At 67.1% G+C, this 15,576-nt stretch carries 12 protein-coding genes; 8 read left to right on the forward strand and 4 right to left on the reverse strand.

Annotated elements, in window-relative coordinates:
* Nucleotides 1-2 precede the first annotated feature (2 nt).
* The 4 genes from E6C72_RS21075 to crtI all read right to left on the reverse strand — a co-directional run bounded on the left by E6C72_RS21075 (nt 3) and on the right by crtI (nt 5,030).
* Nucleotides 3-1,154 carry a glycosyltransferase family 2 protein gene (locus E6C72_RS21075; protein WP_109084732.1) on the reverse strand — a complete coding sequence of 384 codons (1,152 nt, stop codon included), beginning with the start codon at nt 1,152-1,154 and terminating at the stop codon, nt 3-5.
* The gene (locus E6C72_RS21080; RefSeq protein WP_247882157.1) at nt 1,151-1,906 is read right to left on the reverse strand and encodes a lysophospholipid acyltransferase family protein; all 756 of its coding nucleotides are present in this window, start codon (nt 1,904-1,906) and stop codon (nt 1,151-1,153) included. Before E6C72_RS21080 ends, E6C72_RS21075 begins: the two co-directional genes overlap by 4 nt.
* 77 nt (nt 1,907-1,983) lie before the next feature.
* Complete coding sequence (locus tag E6C72_RS21085; RefSeq protein WP_109084730.1) at nt 1,984-3,534, reverse strand: NAD(P)/FAD-dependent oxidoreductase; 1,551 nt, start codon at nt 3,532-3,534, stop codon at nt 1,984-1,986.
* On the reverse strand, nt 3,531-5,030 hold the full coding sequence (gene crtI / locus E6C72_RS21090) for a phytoene desaturase family protein (RefSeq protein ID WP_247875538.1): 1,500 nt from the start codon (nt 5,028-5,030) through the stop codon (nt 3,531-3,533). Before crtI ends, E6C72_RS21085 begins: the two co-directional genes overlap by 4 nt.
* A 117-nt stretch (nt 5,031-5,147) precedes the next feature.
* Between crtI and E6C72_RS21095 the strand changes: the two genes are divergently transcribed.
* From E6C72_RS21095 to E6C72_RS21130, 8 genes are all read left to right on the forward strand, one after another.
* Nucleotides 5,148-6,641, forward strand: a complete 1,494-nt coding sequence (locus tag E6C72_RS21095; RefSeq protein ID WP_109084728.1) for an aldehyde dehydrogenase family protein — start codon at nt 5,148-5,150, stop codon at nt 6,639-6,641.
* 4 nt (nt 6,642-6,645) lie between these two features.
* The gene (locus E6C72_RS21100; protein ID WP_109084727.1) at nt 6,646-7,107 is read left to right on the forward strand and encodes a DUF4126 domain-containing protein; all 462 of its coding nucleotides are present in this window, start codon (nt 6,646-6,648) and stop codon (nt 7,105-7,107) included.
* 267 nt (nt 7,108-7,374) lie between these two features.
* The gene (locus tag E6C72_RS21105) at nt 7,375-8,736 is read left to right on the forward strand and encodes a globin-coupled sensor protein (RefSeq protein WP_109084726.1); all 1,362 of its coding nucleotides are present in this window, start codon (nt 7,375-7,377) and stop codon (nt 8,734-8,736) included.
* Between the two features lie 196 nt (nt 8,737-8,932).
* Nucleotides 8,933-9,946 (forward strand): AbrB family transcriptional regulator, encoded by a 1,014-nt coding sequence (locus tag E6C72_RS21110; protein ID WP_109084725.1) that lies wholly within the window; start codon nt 8,933-8,935, stop codon nt 9,944-9,946.
* Between the two features lie 105 nt (nt 9,947-10,051).
* Nucleotides 10,052-11,209 carry a PLP-dependent aspartate aminotransferase family protein gene (locus E6C72_RS21115; RefSeq protein WP_109084724.1) on the forward strand — a complete coding sequence of 386 codons (1,158 nt, stop codon included), beginning with the start codon at nt 10,052-10,054 and terminating at the stop codon, nt 11,207-11,209.
* Between the two features lie 191 nt (nt 11,210-11,400).
* Nucleotides 11,401-12,675: an imelysin family protein gene (locus E6C72_RS21120; RefSeq protein ID WP_109084723.1), complete on the forward strand. Its 1,275-nt coding sequence runs from the start codon at nt 11,401-11,403 to the stop codon at nt 12,673-12,675.
* 139 nt (nt 12,676-12,814) lie between these two features.
* Nucleotides 12,815-14,299 (forward strand): multicopper oxidase family protein, encoded by a 1,485-nt coding sequence (locus E6C72_RS21125; protein WP_109084722.1) that lies wholly within the window; start codon nt 12,815-12,817, stop codon nt 14,297-14,299.
* On the forward strand, nt 14,292-15,566 hold the full coding sequence (locus E6C72_RS21130) for a di-heme oxidoredictase family protein (RefSeq protein WP_247875537.1): 1,275 nt from the start codon (nt 14,292-14,294) through the stop codon (nt 15,564-15,566). Before E6C72_RS21125 ends, E6C72_RS21130 begins: the two co-directional genes overlap by 8 nt.
* Nucleotides 15,567-15,576: the final 10 nt, after the last annotated feature.

Genomic DNA, 15,576 nt, shown 5'->3' on the forward strand with positions numbered 1-15,576 from the left:
AGTCATGAGCCATCCGCTCCCGGCCCGGCCGGATAGGCGCGGCCCCGCCACTCCGACGGCGTGCCATGGCGGGCGCGCAGGAGGGCCGCCCATTGGATCGCCAGCATGATGAGCACGCCGACCGGATGCAGCAGCGCTCCGCCGACGCTCTGGCGGAACCGGACGGCCAACGTCAGGCGGAAAGCCAGCCCCGCCGCTGCCGCCAGACCGGCCAGGACGACCGCAGTCGACGGCAGCGGGAGCAAGACCGCCCAACCCAACAGAATCCAGGGCAGCACATGACCACCGAACAGCAGCAGGGTCCAGACCGGCAGGGCGGCCGGGGTCGCTATCCCTTCCGTCGCATTCTTGGAAAATCCGGACCAAACCTCCCGCCAGCCTCGATACATCCGGCAGTGGGCAAGGCCGGTGGCGTCGAACAGGTCGGTGCCCTGCCCAGCCCGGCGGAAGGCGCGCGGCAGCGTTACCCCGTCATGCAGCGACGCGGCGATCGCTGCGTGGCCGCCGGCCTTCAAATATGCCTCCTGCCGCACTGCGATCAGTTGGCCGCAGGCGGCGCCGAAGCGTGGATCGGTTGAACGCCGCATCCCGGCCATCGGCAGGTATCCCAGCAGCAGAAAGTGGATCAGCGGGATCACCAAAGCCTCGGCCAGCGTTCCGGTCTCTTCCCGCGGGAAGCCGCTGACGAGGCCGTTCTGTCCCGACAGCAGGGTGCCGCTGGTCAGGCGCGCGGCGGCCGGGGACAGCTGGACGTCGGCATCCTGGAACAGCAGAACCGGATGACGCGCCAGCCCCGCCAGCACCTGACAGGCATGCTGCTTGCCCGACCAGCCCGGTGGCAGCGGCGGTGCCGGCTCCAGCCGAACCCGTAGGTCGCGGGCGGCGATGGCGCGGACGATTTCCGCCGTGCGGTCGGTGGAGTGATCGTCCAGCACCACGACCTCCACTTCGACGCCGCGGCTGAGCAGCGCGGCCTCGACGGCAGCGGCGATGCCGGGCTCCTCGTTGCGGGCGGGGATCAGGATGCTGACAGCGGTGTCCGGCGGCGGTTCGGCGGTCGGACGGCGGTAGAGGGTCAGGTTCATGATGCCCTGCCCCAGCGGCAGCAGCGCCAGGATCAGGCAAAGCGCAGCGATCACGTCAATGAGGATCATGGCCGCTTCACCTCCCGCTGCCCAACCTTTCTCTGCACCTGCCCATGCGCCGCCGAGAAGCTCTGTCCGCCGGCCCAGGCGCGGACCCGGCGCCACAGGTCGTAAACGCCGCCGATCCCGACCGTGCCCTCGATCAGCGTCAGGAAGCGCGACGGGTCGCGGCTCCCTGCATCCAGTGCCAGCTGGTCCATAACCGTCTCCAGCCGTCCCTCCAACTTCGCCGCGATGTCCGGTACGGCCAGCCCGGCGAGGGATGCTGCCTCCATGGTTGTGCCGAAGCGCATCAGGGCCTCCGGCGTGCGTTCATCCCAGAAGGGATATTCCACCGCCAGCGGCACCACCAGGGCGGCGGGCATGCGGCGGACCAGATGGGCGATGCCCGGCCGCAGGGTCACCGGGCGGCGGCGCGGATCGGTGAAGGCACCCTCCGCGGTGACCCACAGCATGGCACGCGGGTCGGCCAGAATGTGTTCGGCGTTGCGCAGGAAGGAGACGGCTCCGGCACGGCCGGGCTCCAGCCCGAACAGGCCTATGCGACGCATGAAGCGGTAGCGGCGCAGCATCTCCGCGTCGATCGGCCCATAGCCGGGCCGGCTGTGGAAATGGATGGTCCCCATCACGATCAGCAGCGCCGGATCCCACCAGGACGGGTGGTTCAGATAGACGATGACTGGCCGGCCCGGCGGCAGGATCGGCCAGCCCGGCCGCGCCAACCGGACCGCGTGGAAGCCACGGCGCAGTCGCCGTGCCATGACGCCGCCGAAGAACCAGCAAAGCAACCGGGACCGTAACGCAACCGGATCGTCCGTCATGCTCCCGCCGCCTTCCGTCAGGCCACGGCGCGGGTGGCGTCACGGGCAGCATCCCGCGCGCCGTCACGCATGTCCTGATCCAGACTGTCGGCGGCGATCCAGCCGGACATCAGCACCATCGGCATGCCCGGCCCCGGATGGGCGGCTCCGCCGGCCAGATAGAGCCCCTTCACGTCGCGCGAGCGGTTGCCGGGCTTGAAGGCGCCCATGAAACGGCCGTGGCTCGCCAAGCCGTATATGGCACCGTTCAGCACAGTGTAGCGGTCGTGGATGTCCTGCGGGGTCAGGACATGTTCGACCCGGATGCGGTCCTCCAGATCGGTCAGCCCTGCGGTGCGCCTCAGCTTGTCGAACACGACGCGGCGATAAGCCGGCAGCATGCGGTTCCAGTCATGGCGCGACCGCAGATAGGGGGTGTGGACCAGTACATACAGGGCTTCGCCCCCCTTTGGCGCCACGGCCGGATCGGTACGGGCGGGAGCGGCGATGTAGCAGGTCGGATCGGGAGCCGGTTCCCCCTGGCGATAGATCCAGTCGAACTCCTCCTCCGGGTCGCGGGAAAAGACGAAGTCATGGTGCAGCAGATGGTCATAAGCGCGGTCCAGCCCCAGATAGAACACCACCCCGGAACAGGCGGGCTCGTAGCTGCGGCGTTTGGCAAAGCGCTTGGCCGGCTGTCCACCGACCAGTTCCTGGTAGGTGCGGACCGAATCCATGTTCGATACCGCCGCCGAAACCGGGATGCGTTCTCCACCGTCGGTCTCGACCGCCACCACGCGGCCATGCTCCACCTGCAAACGACGGACGCCCGTGTTGGTGCGGATGTCCACGCCCAGCCGCCGTGCCACCCGCTCCAGCGCCATCGGCACGGCACGGGTGCCGCCGATCGGATACCAGACGCCGTCATTGGTCTGCATATGCGCGATGGCGCACAGCACCGCCGGCGAGCCGTAGGGAGATGAGCCGACATATTGGGTGAAGTGGTCCAGCATCTGCGCCGCCCGCGCGTCCGGCACATGGCTGCGGATGGTGCCGGCCACCGTGCTGCCCATGCGCAGAGCCAGCACGTCGGACAGCGTGCTGGCGTTGAAGCTGTTCCGGAAGTTCAGCGTGTCACCCAGATCCTCCACCGACTTCCAGAAGAAGAAGCGCTCGGAGATGCCGTGCAACCGCTCCGACAGCGCCTGGAAGCGACAGTAGCCCTCCCCCGCCCCCCGGCCGGGCGCCAGCCGATCCAGTTCGGCCGCCATGGTCCCGACAGTCTCCGACAGATCCAGCACCGTGCCGTCGTCGAAGAAGCAGCGCCATTGCGGTTCCAGCCGAACCAACTCCAGTTCGTGGTCCAGATCGCAGCCGGCCTCTTCCAGGATGCGGCGCAGGACCCGCGGCACCGTCAGGATGGTCGGCCCCATGTCGAAGCGGAAGCCGCCTTCCTCCAGTACCGCCGCCTTGCCGCCGACCCAGCCGTTCTTTTCCAGCAACATCACCTTGTGCCCGCGCGCCGCCAGCACCACCGCCGCTGCCAGCCCGCCCAGGCCGCCGCCGATCACCGCGATCCGATCCGTCATGCGATCCCCCCTGCAATGGCCTGCCTCAGCATGCCGGACACGCCGATGGTCTTGGTGCGCCAGGGCGTCGGCAGGCCCAGTTCCTGGGCCAGCAGCCGCGCCGTGATGCGTGCGCCCTCAAAGATGACCGGCAACCCGCTGCCAGGATGGGTGCCGCCCCCCACCAGATAGACGCCGTCCAGATCCTCGAACCGGTTGCGTGGGCGGCGGTGCAACATCTGGTCGAGGCTGTGCGCCAGATTGAAGGTGGCACCGCGGTGCACGGCGAACTGGCTTTCCCAGTCGGCCGGCGTCACGACCCGCTCCACCCGGATGCGGCGTTCCAGATCCGTCAGCCCGAAGCCGGCTAATCGATCGAGGATGAGCCGGCGGTAGTGCGGCGCCTCGGTCTTCCAGTCGATGTGGCCGCGCTGGTGGCCGACCGGGACCAGGATGTAGAGCGTGCTGCCGCCGGGCGGCGCCAGTTGCGGATCGGTGACGCAGGCGTTCTGCACATAGATCGACGGCCGACGCGGCAATTCCCTGCATTCCTCGATCTCCGCGAGATTGCGGGCGTAATCCTCCGCCAGAAAGACGGTGTGGTGATCCAGCCCGTCCAGTTTGCCCTCAATGCCGAGATACAGCATGAAGGTGGAGCAGGAGAATTTCTTGGTGGCGAGGCGGGCGTCGCTCCAGCGCCGTCGCAGATCGTCGGGAACCAGCGTCGTCATGGCGCGGGCGAAGTCGGCATTGATGACCAGCGCGTCCGCCGGATAATCGCCGGCCTTCGTCCGCACGCCGACGGCGCGGCGGCCTTGGAAGCTGATGTGCCGCACCGTTTCGTTCAGCCGGATGGCGACGCCCAGGCTTTCCGCCGTTCGGCGCATCGCCTCCATCACCGCTTCCGTCCCGCCGCGTGGATGGAAGACACCATGTTCATGCTCCAGAAAGGACAGGATGGTGAACAGGCTGGGACAGCGGAAGGGCGACATGCCCAGATATTTGCTCTGGAACGAGAAAGCGAGGCGGATGCGCGGATCCCGGAAATAGCGGGATAAATCCGCATCCACCGACCGGTGGGGCGCCAGTCGGCCCAAGGCCTTCAACATGGGCAGCGAGGCCAGCGACCATGGGCTGGAAAAGTCCGATTCCAGAACCGGACGGAAACGCTCCATCTTCGCGCGGTTGTCGGCGAGGAAGCGCGGCAGCCCGTCGGAGTCTTGCGGGTTGAGCCTGGCGATTTCCGCCATCAGTGCTTTCACCTGAGCATGAACGCGCAGTTCGCCGCCACCTTCGAACACCAGCCGGTAAAGCGGGTCGAGGCGGACCAGATCGACCTCGTCCGACAGGCGCCGGCCACAGGCTGCGAAGATTTCCTCCAGGATGCGGGGATAGAGGAAGAAGGTCGGGCCGCTGTCGAAGCGGTAGCCATCAAGCGAGAAGCCCGCCGACCGGCCGCCGATGCGGTCCTGCCGCTCCAACACCGTCACCTTCGCCCCGGTGAGCGCCAGGAGCATCGCGGATGCCAATCCGCCCGGTCCCGCGCCGATGATCACGACTTGTCGTTCCATCCGCTTGCCAAACGCTCCTGCGCAGCCGAACTCAGTCGTGAATGTTACGAAGCTGGATCAAAAATGGATCGCAACAACACCCCCTCCTCTGATGTCGTAACTCCATGGAGAAGAGCGGTAATCCATCGGCATGAGGCAGGATTTGCGGCATGGTCCGAACAAGATATTTTGGCGCGACTTTCGGTTATTCGCGGACTCCGCCACCGGATTGCCGAAAATGCCTTTGATCTGGTTGCATCACTGAAATCACGCCCTGCTCGACAGGCTGCGGAGAGCATCAGCGCCGAAATACTGCCGCTTGCGGAGGCTTGCCGGTTTCTGGAACGTGAAGCGGCTGGACTGCTGGCACCGAAACTGCTTGGTCGGCGCGGGCGTCCGGTCTGGCTGTTCGGCGTGGAGGCGGAGGTGCGGCGGGAACCAGTCGGCACGATCCTGATCGTCGGGCCGTCCAACTACCCGCTTCTGCTGCCGGGCATTCAAGCGGTCCAGGCATTGACGGCCGGAAACCGGGTGCTGGTCAAGCCGGCGCCGGGATGCGGTGCGCCGATGGTCCTGCTCGGACGTCGGCTGGAGGAGGCCGGGCTCCCCCCGGGAGTGTTCCGAGTGCTCGACGAATCCATCGATGCAGCGGAGGACGCCATTGCGGACGGCATCGACAAGCTGGTGCTGACCGGATCGGCGGACACCGGGCGCGCCGTGGCCGAACGGCTCGCCCGGCATCTCGTGCCGTCGACGATGGAGCTGTCCGGGAACGACGCCGTCTTCGTTCTGCCCGGCGCGGAGGTGGAACTGATCGCCCGCGCGCTGGCCTTTGGTCTGCGTCTCAATGGGTCCGCCACCTGCATCGCCCCGCGGCGTGTCTTCATTCCGAGCGGAATGGCGGCGGATTTGGAGGCGGCGCTCCTCAGCCATGTCGGCAGCCTCCCGCCGGTGCCGGTTTCTCTGCCGACCAGACGCCGTCTCGCCATCCTGGCGCAGCAGGCGGTGGCGGAGGGGGCGCGCGCACTGACGGATCTGCCGCGGGAGGACAGCCAGGCGATGGCGCCGCTGATCCTTGCCGATGCGGCACCGACGATGGCGATGCTGTGCGAAGAGATCTTCGCCCCTGTCCTGTCTCTGGTCCCGGTGATGGACATGGAGCAGGCGCTCGATGCCGCTGCCGCCTGCCCCTATGCGCTGGGAGCCTCGGTCTTCGGTCCGCAGGACGAGGCACGGACGCTGGCCGGGCGGATCGATGCCGGGACGGTGACGATCAACGACCTGATCGTGCCGACAGCCGACCCGCGCCTGCCCTTCGGCGGGCGCCATGCCAGCGGCTGGGGTGTGACGCGCGGAGCGGAAGGATTGCTGGAGATGACGCAGGTGAAAACCGTCGCGATCCGCAAGGGGCGGTCACGTCCCCATTTCGCCCCGCCGCGCCAGGGTGACGAGGCGCTGATGCTGGCGGCGCTGCGCCTGCTTCATGGCGGTCGTGGAACCCGCATCGCGGCGTTGAGGCGGTTGGTGCAGGCCGTGCGTGGACGATCCGTGCCTGACGAGAAACATCGCAAGGGATGAGCGGATGCTTGCCTTGCTCCTTGCCGGCTTGATCGGTGTCGTTGCCGGTTCTCGCACCCTGATCGCACCGGCGGCCGTCAGTTGGGGCGCCTGTGGCGGATGGCTCGATGTCTCGGGAAGCTGGCTCTTCTTCCTGGGGCAGCCGGTTTCGCCCTGGGTCTTCACGGCCATGGCAGTGGTGGAACTGATCGTCGACAAGCTGCCGACCACCCCCAGCCGCAAGCTGCCCTTCGCCTTCGCCAGTCGCATCGCCGGGGGCGCTATTGCCGGCGCGGCGATCAGTGCGAATACCGGATTCTGGATCGGCGGACTGGTCGCCGGCGGCATCGGCGCCGTCGCAGGCACGCTGGTCGGCTATGCCGCCCGCATGCGCATGACCGCCGCCTTCGGCCGTGATCGTCCCGCTGCTGTGATCGAAGACGCGGTGGCGCTGGCGGCGGCGGTGCTGATCATTGGAATGGCGTGAGGCTATTCCTTGATGAACTTCAACCTATATGAGCGAAGATGCATCGCATTCCGGTCTTTGCACCACTGAAAGTTGGTTGCCGAATGTGGGAGAATTAGGCATATCGGAGATAAATTCTATTCTATGACCAAACGCTGATCTACTTCCTACGCATATCAGGGTACGAATAAATTCTGTGCGTTCAAGGCAGCCTGTGGCAAATCCGGATGATCCTTCGTTGCGTAAAATACTCCCAGAGAGTTACCGGAACCGAGGATCGTCCGAAACATGACCGTCGAGCCGACTGACGCGCAGGCAAAGCGACTTGCCACCTTCTCCATCACCGATGAGGATCTGGCCCGCTTGCGGGGTAACCGTGAGTTCGTGGAACGTCGGCTTCCCGCGCTTTTGGAAGACTGGCACCGCTATTTCGACGCGTGGCCGGAGATCCAGGCTGCGCTGAAGCGTCCCGAGGTGCATGCCGCCCGTCTGGACCATTGGATGCGCGCAGCCTCGGGACGGATCGATGGCGGTTTCGCGGAGTCCGCGAAGCGCCTCGCGACCCAGTTCTATCGGAATGGGGTTCCCGGCTATGCCGTGGCCATTTGTCATCATGTCGTCAGTTCCAACATCGCCCGCGAACTGGGGCTGACCGGCGGCGACGAGGGGCTGGCAGCCAGCCTGTTCGGTGCCAATGCCCGCCGCAACCGGGCGGCCCAGCTGGAAACGCTGAACAAGATCACATGGTTCGACATGGAACTGCTGCTGGAGACCTATCAGGCTGCGGAGGAGGAGAGCAAGCGCGCAACGCTCGACCGGCTCGCCGGCAGTTTCGAACACAGCGTGAAGAGCATCGTCGAGGGCACTGTCGCCGCTTCCAACCAGATGCAGGCCAACGCCCAGCGCATGTCGGCGATCGCCACCACCACCAGCCGCCGCTCGTCCGAAGTCGCGTCGGAGACGGAGGTCGCGTCGTCCAGCATGCAGACGGTGGCCGCGGCGACTGAACAGCTGGCCAGCTCCATCTCCGACATCAGCCGGCACGTCAATGAATCCTCCCGCATCTCCTCCTCTGCCGTCGACGAGGCGGAGAGGACCAAGGGCACCGTCAGCGGGCTGGTGGACGCGGCCCAGCGCATCGGTGATGTGGTCAACCTGATCAACAACATCGCCAGCCAGACCAATCTGCTGGCATTGAACGCCACCATCGAGGCGGCGCGGGCCGGAGAAGCAGGCAAGGGCTTCGCCGTGGTCGCCAGCGAGGTGAAGAGCCTCGCCAACCAGACCGCCAAGGCGACGGAGGACATCTCCAGCCAGATCGCCGGCATGCAGAACGCCGCCGCCGAGGCAGCCGAGGCGATCCATGCGGTGGGCCGCACCATCACCCACATCAACGAGATCGTCACCACCGTCGCCGCCACTGTGGAGGAGCAGACGGCTGCGACGCAGGAGATAACCCGCAACGTGCAAGAGGTTGCCGTCGGTTCCCGCCGGGTCACCGACTCCATCGGCGAGGTGACGCAATCCTCCTCGGAGACCGGCGGCATCGCACAGGAGGTGCTGGCCGCCGCCGGTCTGCTGCACCGGCAGGCTGACGAGTTGAACCGGGGCGTCGGCGATTTCCTGAACCGCATCCGCACGGCCCGCTGAGCTGCCGAACGGCCTTGCATGGCTGCCGCGCCGCGTCGCCTGCTGGACGGACCAGGGCGACGGCAGGCAGCATGAGTCGGTCGCAATTCATTCGTGCAGGTATGGGGTCGTGCTGGGTGCAAAGGGCTTTGGCGGGAAATGTGGCGGTGATGACGGCGGACCGGGCCGGTTCCGTCTGAGAAAGGTCGGGCAATGGATGGGCCTGCTCGTCCTGTCGGCCGTGGTGACGCTGGGGCTGGATGCGACCGGGCTGCCGGCGGCGTGGCTGATCGGCCCGATGATCGGAGCCATCGCGCTTGGCGTCGGCGGAGCGTCCATCCGGGTTCCACCTTCCGGCTTCACCTTGGCACAGGCGATCATCGGCTGCCTCGTAGCCCATGCCGTGACCTCGTCGATCCTGCTGTCCATCGCCCGCAACTGGCCGCTGATGCTGGGAACCGTCGGTCTGACGGTGGTGGTCAGCGGCATCGTCGGCTGGCTGTTCGTCCGCTACGGCAGCCTGCCCGGCACCACCGCCGCCTGGGGCGTTTCGCCGGGGGCAGCCTCCGCCATGGTCGCCATGGCCGGGGATTATGGAGCGGACGTGCGGCTGGTCGCGGTGATGCAATATCTGCGCGTTGTCCTGGTGGTGCTCAGCGCCTCCTTCGTGACGCATGCGCTCACTGCCGGATCGGAGGGCACCGGCATCCCAGTGGCACCGGTCGAGGCGCTGGACCTGCGCGGGCTGGCGGCGACATTGCTGGTCGCCGCAGTGGGCGGCTGGATCGGCCACCGCTTCCGCATTCCGTCGGGTGCCCTTCTGCTGCCGATGGTGCTGGGCGCGCTGATCCAGGCCGGCGCCGGCGTGACGCTGCAACTGCCGCATGCGCTGCTGACCGTCACCTATACCCTCATCGGCTGGAGCATCGGCCTGCGCTTCACGCGCGAGGTGCTGAGCCACGCGCTGCGCGCGGTGCCGCAGATGCTGTTGTCCACCGGGCTCATGATCGCGTTGTGCAGCCTGTCTGCCTGGGTGCTGGTCACGCTTCTGCCGACCGATCCACTGACCGCCTTTCTTGCCACCAGCCCGGGCGGGCTCGATTCCGTTGTTGTGATCGCGCTGGGCAGCGGCGTGGACCTGCCGTTGGTGCTTGCCCTGCAAACGCTGCGGCTGTTCGTGGTTGTGCTGTCGGGGCCGCCGCTGGCCCGGCTGATCGCGCGCTATGCCTGAAGTTTTTTGCGACGACTGGGAGGTACCGGGACGGAACGTTGCACCAGCCTGGAACCGGGGCGTATTGTCAATGCCCCTGATGTCCCATCCCGGAGTGCCCCGGCAATGACCGACCGTCCCCACCGTCCCGAAACCATCGCCGCCGGCGCCCTGGGCTTTGAGGACGCGGCCAGCGGTGCGGTGATCCCGCCGATCCATCCCTCCACCACCTATGTCCGGGATCCCGACAACGGTTATGGTCGAGGCCGGGTCTATGCCCGCGCCGACAATCCGACCTTCGACATCCCGGCCCGGACCATCACCGAGTTGGAGAAAGGGGCCGACACGCTGCTGTTCGCCTCAGGCATGGCGGCGGCGACCGCCGTGTTCCAGGCTCTGGATCCGGGCGACCATGTGCTGGTGCCGGACGTGATGTACTGGGCCTTCCGCAACTGGGTGCATGGGCCGGCCACCCGCTGGGGCCTGAAGGTCGAAGGGGTGGACACCAGCGACACCGACGCGGTGCGCGCGGCACTCCGCCCCGGCCAGACGCGGCTGGTCTGGGTGGAAACCCCGGCCAACCCGCTGTGGACCGTCACCGACATCGCCGCCGTTGCCGAACTGGCCCATGAAGCCGGGGCGTGGCTGGCGGTTGACAGCACCGTCGCCACCCCGGTGCTGACCCGGCCGCTGGAACTGGGCGCCGACATCGTCATGCATTCGGCGACCAAATACCTGAACGGCCATTCCGACGTTGTGGCCGGCACACTGACCGCCGCCCGCAAGGACGAGTTCTGGGGCCGCATCAAAGCGGTGCAGACCCAGCAGGGCGGCATTCTCGGCAGCTTCGAGGCATGGCTGCTGCAACGCGGCCTGCGTACGCTGTTCGCCCGCGTCCGCTGGCAAAGCTCCGCCGCCATGGCCCTGGCGGAGCGTCTGTCCGCCCATCCGCAGGTGGCGGAGGTGCTCTACCCCGGCCTGCCCAGCTTCCCTGGTCACGGAATCGCCTCGCGGCAGATGAGCGGCGGTTATGGCGGCATGCTGTCCATCCGGGTCAAGGGCGGCACCCAGGCAGCCATCGACACCGCCGGCCGCGTCGGCATCTGGCGCCGCGCCACTTCGCTGGGCGGGGTGGAAAGCCTGATCGAGCATCGCGCCAGCATCGAGGGGCCGAGCTCCCCGGTGCCGGGCGATCTGCTGCGCCTGTCGGTCGGGCTGGAGTCGCCCGACGACCTCTATGACGATCTGGCCGAGGCACTGGTCAAGGCGTTCCACCAACGCTGAGGAACCGCCGAGATTCCGCCGTCCGCGACAGCGGGTGGCGGGACATTTCGACGCGGCACCGCTGGAACGCGCGTTTCCGAGTACCCCCAACGCGGATAGGGCTTGACAGTGAGAATGATTCGCGACGTTATTCGCTGAGAATAAGTCGCACTTGCTGTCATTACCGACCACCGACGTTCGAGGAGACCTCCATGTCGAAGCGCGCTGCCGGCTTTGCCGCCGTAGCCGTCGTTGCCCTGCTGCCGTTCGCCGCCCAGGCGGCGGCTCCGGCCTATAAGGACGTGGCGAAGAACTACGCCGACATCGCCCATGCCGCCTATGAGGACGCCACCAACGGCGCCAAGGCGCTGAAGAAGGCGGTGGACGCCCTGGTCGCCAACCCGACCGAGGAAAACCTGGCGAAGGCGCGCGACGCCTGGAAGGCCGCCCGCGTTCCCTACATGCAGACGGAAGCCTTCCGTTTCGGCAACCCGATCGTCGACGAATGGGAAGGCAAGGTGAATGCCTGGCCGCTGGACGAAGGCCTGATCGACTATGTCGACGAGGGCTATGCCGGCGGCGAGAGCAACCCCTACGCCAAGGCGAACGTCATCGCCAACCCGAAGATCACGGCCGGCGGCAAGACGATCGACGCCCGCAAGATCACCAAGGAACTGCTAGCCGAGAAGCTGCACGAGGCCGGCAAGGTGGAAGCGAACGTCGCCACCGGCTACCACGCCATCGAGTTCCTGCTGTGGGGCCAGGATCTGCACGGCACCGGTCCGGGTGCCGGCGAACGCAAGGCCACCGACTATGCCAAGGGCAAGTCCTGCACAAACGATCATTGCGACCGCCGTGCCCAGTATCTGAAGGTCGCCACCCAGATGCTGGTGGATGATCTGGCCGAGATGACCGCCGACTGGGCCACCAAGGGCAAGGCCCGCGTCTCCATCGCCAAGGCGCCGGAGAGCGAGGGCGTCGCCCGCATGCTGACCGGCCTGGGATCGCTGAGCTATGGCGAGTTGGCGGGCGAACGCATGAAGCTCGGCCTCATGCTGCATGATCCGGAAGAGGAGCATGACTGCTTCTCCGACAACACCCACAACTCGCACTATTACGACGAAGTCGGCATGGTGAACGTCTACAACGGCAGCTACAAGCGCACCGACGGCAAGACCGTGGCGGGCGCCTCGCTGTCGCAGCTGGTCGCCGCCAAGTCCGCCGACGCCGACGCCGCGGTGAAGGCTGCGATGGCGGACACCATGAAGGCGATGCAGGCGATCAAGGACACCGCCGACAGCGGCAAGATGGCCTACGACCAGATGATCGCCGCCGACAACGATGAAGGCAACAAGCTGGTCTCCAACGGCATCGACCGGCTCGTCTCTCAGAAGAAGGCGTTGGAAGGCGCCGTCGCCGCTCTGGGCGTCTCGGTCGAGGTCAAGGGGTCCGACAGCCTCGATAACCCGTCGAAGGTCGGCAAGTAAGCGCTTCCCCCGGCACCGGTTCCGCGCTGTCCCGCGCAATACCGGTCTCCCTGAGCTTCCCTTCCAGGCCGATCCGGCCGGGGATGGCGGCGGGATCGGTGCCGGCCCTTTTCCTGCCTTATGGTATCGGACCATCGTCATGCCGCATCGTCCCGCCTTCGCCCTGTCCCGCCGCACCCTCCTGCGCGCCGGGGGCGCCGCCATCGCGGCGACGGCACTCGGCGGAACCGGTCTCACGGCCCCTGATGCGGGGGCGCTTAAACCTGCCATGGCTGGACCGACACCGATCACCGCCACCGGCGATCTGGTCGAGGTCGAACTGGTCGCCAAGCAACGGATGCTACGCATCCTGCCGGAACCGGCCGAGCCATCGCCGTTGATCACCTATGCCGACAGCTTCCCCGGGCCGATCATCCGCATGCGCAAGGGCCAGCGGCTGCGCGCCACCCTGGTCAACGGTCTGGACGAACACACCTCGATCCACTGGCACGGCATCCGCCTGCCGAACCTGGAAGACGGTGTGCCCTACCTGACACAGCCGCCGACCAAGCCGGGCGAGCGCCATGTCTATGAATTCACTCCGCCGGACGCGGGGTCCTTCTTCTTTCATCCCCACTGCAACACGGTGGAGCTTCTGGGCCGCGGCCTTGCCGGCGTGCTGATCGTCGAAGAACCGGACGCGCCGAAGTTCGACGCGGAACTCGTCTGCCTGGTCAAGGACTGGCAACTGGACAAGACCGGCAAGTTCGGTGCCTTCACCACCGATCGCGGCGCCTCACGCGCCGGCACCTTCGGCAACGTGTCGACCGTCAACGGCGCGATCGAACCGGTGTTCGAGGTTCCCGCCAACGGCGACATCCGCGTCCGGCTCTACAACATCGACAGCACCCGCGTGGTCGATCTGCGGGTTGAGGGAGCCGAGGCCTGGATCATCGCGGTCGATGGCAACCCGCTGCCGCCACGTCCGCTGGACGGCTGGCCGATGGGGCCGGCGATGCGCATCGACGTGCTGTTCCGCGCCCCTGCCAAGGCCGGGCAGACCCTGCGGCTGACCAACGTCTATGCGGCGGAGCCCCGGCCGCTTGCCAGCTTCCGGTCCGTCGGCCCCCGCCTGCCCAACAAGCGCTTCAAGCCGCGCGCCCTGCCCGTCTCCGCCATTCCCGAGCCGGATCTGAAGGACGCGCCGATCATCCCGATGGCCTTTTCCGCCACCGCGGTGGCACAGAGCTTCGATGCGGCGATGCTGACCGGCCTGCCTTATGCCGACGCGCTGTGCCTATCGACGAAGACCTTCTGGGCGATCAACCAGCAGAGCTGGCCGGAGGGCGGGCACGAGCGTCTGCCGCCGCCGATGGCCACGCTGGAGAAGGGCCGCAGCTACATCTTCGAATTGACCAACCTGACGCCGCACCTGCACCCTATCCACATTCACGGCTACACCTTCAAGGTGTTGTCCTCCGACAGCCGCAAGGTGGTTCCCCACCACGCCGACACCGTGCTGCTGGAGCCGAAGGAACGGCTGCGCGTCGCCATCAAGGCCGACAATCCCGGCGACTGGATGTTCCACTGCCACATCATCGAACATCAGGACACCGGCATGATGGGATACATCCGCGTTGCTTGATCTTGCCAAATTCCGCATCGGATTCGCCACTGCGCTTCTCCTCGCCGCTCCTGCCGCCCATGCCGCCGACAGCCTCGACAACCGCATCGGCGAGGCTCTGTTCCGCCGCATGTGGGTCGCCGCCCCCACAGCGACGCAGGCGGCCGATGGCCTCGGTCCGCTCTACAACGCGCGCTCCTGCGCCACCTGCCATCCACGCGCTTCCGGCGGCCGCCCGCCGGATCCGGCAGTGAAGGAGGACCAGGGCGTCGGCTATGCGATCAAGCTGAACAGCGACCCTGTCTATGGCCGGCAGATCCAATCCAACGCCATCCTTGGTCAGGTGATCGAGGGGCGGCCCCGCGTCACCTACCGCGAAGAGACGGTCCGCTTCCCCGACGGCGAGACCGTCCGCCTGCGCCACCCGACGCCGGTGGTCGAGGATCTTGGTTATGGTCCGTTGGCCGAGGCGACGGTGATGTCGGCCCGCGTGCCGCCGCGTGTCCACGGCATGGGCCTGCTCGATCGCATCCCGGCGGAGGCGATCGAGGCCGAAGCCGCCAGACAGGCGGCTTCCGGCGGCCCCGTCGTCGGCCGGGCCAACCATGTGACGGTGGACGGCAAGCGACAGGTCGGCCGCTTCGGCTGGAAGGCGATGCACCCAACGCTTGACCACCAGAATTCCGAAGCCTTCAGCCTCGACATCGGCATGTCGACCCCGGCCTATCCCGAACCCTGGGGCGACTGCACTCCGGCACAGACCGCCTGCCGCAATGCGCCGCACGGCGATTCCAAGCAGTTCGAGGGGCTGGAGATCCCCAGCACAATCATCGGCCTGATCGACGGTTACCTGCGCGACCTGCCGCCGGACGGCAGCCTGGAGGCTCCGAAGGACAAGGCCGGCACCGCCCTGTTCGCCGACACCGGCTGCGCCGCCTGCCACCGCCCATCCTGGCGCACCGGGGAGGATGCCGACCATCCCGCCCTTTCCAATCGCGACATCTTCCCGCACAGCGACATGCTTCTCCATGACCTCGGTCCGGCACTGGGCGACCGGCTGCCGATGGGCGAGGCGAACGGGTCGGACTGGCGCACGACCCCGCTTTGGGGCCTGAACCGGCTGGCGGCCAAGGATGGCCAACTGTCCCTGCTGCATGACGGCCGCGCCCGCAGCGTCACCGAAGCGATCCTGTGGCATGGTGGCGAGGCCCAAGCGGCGAAAGATCGCTTCATGGTGCTGCCGGGTGAGGAGCGGAAACGGCTGGTGCGCTACGTGCTGGGTTTGTAAAGGAAGGGTG

This window comes from Azospirillum sp. TSH100 (assembly GCF_004923295.1).
GTDB lineage: Bacteria > Pseudomonadota > Alphaproteobacteria > Azospirillales > Azospirillaceae > Azospirillum.